The organism is Halomonas sp. 3D7M (assembly GCF_014897885.1).
In the GTDB taxonomy this organism is placed as follows: Bacteria; Pseudomonadota; Gammaproteobacteria; order Pseudomonadales; family Halomonadaceae; genus Vreelandella.
Window position 1 is genome coordinate 20,677 of sequence record NZ_JABUZF010000226.1, and the last position, 4,233, is coordinate 24,909.

The following is a 4,233-nucleotide window of genomic DNA, read 5'->3' on the forward strand; positions in this document are numbered from 1 at the left end:
AAATTAGCGTGGTGCTAATGGTAGGTGGGGCTAGTAAATGGTTGGCCAGCGCTCGTTTTGCACAAACGCTCAATGCCGCTACCGGTGTGGTGCTAGTGGTATTTGGCGTTCGTTTAGCGTTAGAACAGCGCCCGGTATAACCGGGCGCTGTGTCAGTGGAGGGTGTGTCGAGGTTATCGGCTTACAAGCAGCGCGTGGTCATAGCGAACGGCCTGCTCACTCTCACTAAGCAGTGAGACACCCTCGCTGTTGCCGCCGTTTGCCAGACTTTCGAAAATAACCCGATAGCTCAACACGGCCTGCACATAATCTCGGGTTTCCCGGAAAGGAATGCTTTCTACAAACAGGTCAAACGATTCCATGCTGTTGTTGCCTAGCCATTGATCTACTCTGCCTGGTCCTGCGTTATAAGCGGCGGTGGCGGCCAACCGATTACCTTGATAGCGTTCCAGCTTGTCACGCAAGTAGGTGCTACCTAAGCGAATATTAAGCTCAGGCTCTAAAACGCCGTAAGGACCTGGATCATTTAGCCCCAGTTGACGACTAACTTGGCTAGCAGTGCCTGGCATTAACTGCATTAATCCCCGGGCACCCGCAGGCGAAAGGGCGACTGGGTTGTAAGCACTTTCACGCCGGGTAATGGCCATCAGTAAATAAGGGTCGACGCCGGTTATGCGGCCCCAATGTAGGAAGCTATCACGATAAGCCGCTGGGAAACGCCAATCCAGCGCGTCCCACATTTCAGCTGCAATCGTGGTTTGCACTAAGCGAGCATGCCACTGCTGGTGAGCGGCGTAATCGGCGAGCGCCCGCGCCTGATAAGGTGTGCCATTCTGTACGGCATATAGCCACTCGCTGTTGGCTAACCCATCTTCGCCTATACGTAGGAGTGCTTCAGTGCGCTGAACCACCGGCAGGCGTGCCGTTTGTGCCCTAGTGGTTTCGTCAAAATGGTTGCGTTCTAAGTTGAGCTGGTAGGGTTGGTTGAGTTTTTCGGCAGCAGCAAAGCCATAGAAACTTCGGTCGGTTGCTGCTTGTTGGTAACGCGCTAACGCTGCGTCACGATTACCCAGTTGCTCATTGGCCCTGGCTAGCCAGTACTGCCAGCGGCTACTTTCCTGCTGACTGCTAGGCATTTCAGTGATCCAGTGGACGACATCGGTCCACTGTCTTTTGGCCAGAGCGTCGCGAACGCGCAACTCTAATACGCGTTCGCTGTTCAGCGAGGGTAGGACGCTGTCGACCCAGGAAAGGGTGCCAGGAACGTTGCGTACGAGTGCATAAAACGCAAGTTCTTCTTCGATCGCTTGGCGGTCAGTATGGGCTAAGTTGAGGCGTGGCCCAATGGCTTGCCACGTTGAGAAGGCTGCTGGGGTGTTTTCACGCGTGTAGCGCTGCATGGCGGCTTTATAAAACGCCGCCGTGGCAGCGCATTCAGGGCCAAGACAGGTAGGTGCTGAGGCAAGCGCGCCTGATGAGTTTATGACCGTTTCAGCGGTATTCAGTGCTGTTTGCCACTGACTGCTCAACAACCCGCCTAGATAGCTGCTTAAGCGCTCTTCGCCCGCCTGCCAGGCGAGCATTTTACGCTCCCAAATTGCCGTGGCATCAATGGTGCCATCCGCGCGAAGGCGATTGAACAGCGGGTCGCAGGCATCTGGCTGGGAGCTACCCACGAGCCACAGCTCAAGCCCCGCTTCGCGAGCTTCAGCAGGTGCTCTATCCAAGAGAGCTGTGTAGTAGTAACACTGACGAGCAGTGCCTGTTGGTACGCCGTCAGCAACGGCAAGCAGGTCGCCAAATCGGCCCGCATAGCCATACTTTGCGATCGCTTGGCCACGCATCCATTCTGATAGCGGTGAATCAGCATGGCGCTCGATAAACTGCAGCACTTGACTGGGGGCTGCATTAGGCAATTGGCTACGTAGGCGATGGTAGTCAACATAGCCGCTAAGGATATGCCCCTCTATCGCGCGGTCATTGATCTGTTGCCACTGCTGTTGACGTGCAGCTTCAAGTGCCTCACGCATCGCTGAGTCAGATGTTGCCCAGGAGGCAGTTGGTAAGCCGATGAGCATTGCCGCAAATAGGCTGCGAAATGTTAATCGAAATGGCGAAGCTTGCATGGCACTCCCTCTTGCTCGCTAATGGTGTCTAGCCGCTATAGTGCTAGAACTGTATTGCTGGGTCGATGATGAACTAAATGTGCCAACAATGTTCTGATAATTACGAAACCTAGAGGATTCAATAACGATGGCACGAATGTCTACGTGGTGGTTGTTTCGACGGCTCAAAACACGTGTATGGGCAGTGAAACGCATTGGCCGAGCTCTAAAGCTGTTTTTGCCTATGACGCGTGACGTGCTGCGAGGCAGTTTTCGCCCTATTCCCTGGTCGGCCTTTGGGCTGATGGCGCTAGCACTTGCTTATCTTGTCATGCCTTTTGATCTTATTCCCGACTTTCTCGTAATGATTGGCATTGTTGATGATGTTTTGATCGTAGGTTGGTTACTTAATCGTGTCGATGCCCACCTGTCAGAATATCGTAATTGGAAATATGCAGAGCAAACGCCAGCCGCTTCTTCTCACTCACCTTCTTGAAATCCCGCCGCTTATCCCCATATTGAGTTCACAACCTTTTCCGCTCTTGCCTAACGTTAGGCAGGAGCGCCAAGCACAACGTGATTAATGAGGGCTAAGCGCATGACGACGGCAACCCAGGAAGAAACTCTTGGCTTTCAAACGGAAGTTAAGCAACTCCTAAATTTAATGATTCACTCCCTGTACTCTAACCGGGAGATATTTTTACGCGAGCTGATCTCTAACTCAGCTGATGCCTGTGACAAACTGCGTTATGCCGCACTTGATAACGATGCGCTTTATGAAGGTGACAGCGAGCTGCGCATTGAAATTGAGCATGATCGCGAGGCTAACACCATCACGCTACGTGATAATGGCATTGGCATGAATCGCGATGATGTCATTGCGAATCTGGGTACTATCGCACGCTCAGGTACCGCAGAGTTCCTAAAGCAGCTCTCTGGCGAGCAGCAGAAAGACGCTAAGTTGATTGGCCAGTTCGGGGTAGGTTTCTACTCTGGATTTATCGTTGCTGATGAAGTGACGGTACACACCCGCAAAGCGGGCACTGACGCCTCAGCAGGGGTCGAGTGGCGCTCAAAGGGTGAGGGTGAGTTCACCGTTGCTGATATTGAGTGTGAACGTCACGGTACTGAAATCACGCTGCATCTTAAAGACGATGCTAAAGAGTTTGCCGACGACTATCGCCTGCAAGGGCTAGTGCGCAAATACTCCGACCATATTGAAGTGCCCGTACGTATGCCTAAAACCGAAACGGCGAAGGACGACGAAGGCAACGATATTGAAGGCAGTGAAATCACCACGTGGGAAACGGTTAACGAAGCGACTGCGTTATGGGCTCGTCCGAAAAGCGATGTCACTGAGGACGAGTACAAGGCATTTTACAAGCACGTTGCCCACGATTTTAGCGATCCGCTGACCTGGAGCCACAATAAGGTTGAGGGTAAGCTGGAGTACACCAGCCTGCTGTATGTGCCGGGTCGTGCACCGTTTGACATGTTCGATCGTGATGGCGCGCGAGGCGTTAAACTGTATGTTCAGCGTGTGTTCATTATGGACGACGCGGAGCAGTTCTTGCCCCTGTATCTGCGTTTTATCAAGGGCGTATTAGATACCCGCGATCTCTCTCTGAACGTTTCTCGTGAGCTGCTCCAGCAAGACCCCAAGGTCGATAAGATCAAGGGTGCGTTGACCAAGCGTGCGTTGGATATGCTCAAGAAGTTGGCGAAAGACAATGAGCAGTACCAGACCTTCTGGAATACATTTGGCAGCGTGCTAAAAGAGGGGCCAGGTGAAGACGCCGCCAATCGCGAAAAGATTGCTGGCCTGCTCCGTTTTGCTTCAACGCATACCGATACTGCCGCCCAGGAGCAGTCACTGGTCGACTACGTTGAGCGTATGAAAGAGGGGCAGAAGAAGATTTACTACGTGGTCGCCGACAGCTTTAATGCGGCGAAAAATAGCCCGCACTTAGAGATCTTCCGTAAGAAAGGTATCGAAGTGCTGCTGCTATCGGACCGTATTGACGAGTGGCTAATGAGTCATCTCACCGAGTTTGATGGTAAATCGTTTGCCGATGTGGCTAAAGGTGAGTTGGACCTTGGCGATGTGGAAGACGAGGAAGAGAAGAAA

General features: G+C 52.6%; 3 protein-coding genes and 1 pseudogene. 3 read left to right on the top strand and 1 reads right to left on the bottom strand.

All coding sequences use genetic code 11. From position 1 onward, the window contains the following. Window positions 1-140 (top strand): annotated as a pseudogene (locus INT22_RS20985) (LysE family translocator); the annotation flags it as partial. Between the two features lie 33 nt (window positions 141-173). On the opposite strand, the gene INT22_RS12750 reads toward INT22_RS20985, so the two are convergent. After that, a complete protein-coding gene (locus tag INT22_RS12750; RefSeq protein ID WP_193068338.1) occupies window positions 174-2,126 on the bottom strand; it encodes a transglycosylase SLT domain-containing protein in 1,953 nt (650 codons plus the stop codon). A 127-nt stretch (window positions 2,127-2,253) separates the two neighbouring features. Here INT22_RS12750 and INT22_RS12755 point away from each other — a divergent pair, with 127 nt between their 5' ends. Beyond that, a complete protein-coding gene (locus tag INT22_RS12755) occupies window positions 2,254-2,601 on the top strand; it encodes a YkvA family protein (protein ID WP_193061277.1) in 348 nt (115 codons plus the stop codon). A 102-nt stretch (window positions 2,602-2,703) separates the two neighbouring features. After that, a partial coding sequence (gene htpG / locus INT22_RS12760) for a molecular chaperone HtpG (RefSeq protein WP_193068339.1) occupies window positions 2,704-4,233 on the top strand: 1,530 nt, incomplete at its 3' end.

What these genes read in the sequence shown, in the direction of transcription:
- INT22_RS12750 (WP_193068338.1), bottom strand. Translation starts at nt 2,126, where the DNA reads ATGCAAGCTTCGCCATTTCGATTAACATTTCGCAGCCTATTTGCGGCA.
- INT22_RS12755 (WP_193061277.1), top strand. Translation starts at nt 2,254, where the DNA reads ATGGCACGAATGTCTACGTGGTGGTTGTTTCGACGGCTCAAAACACGT.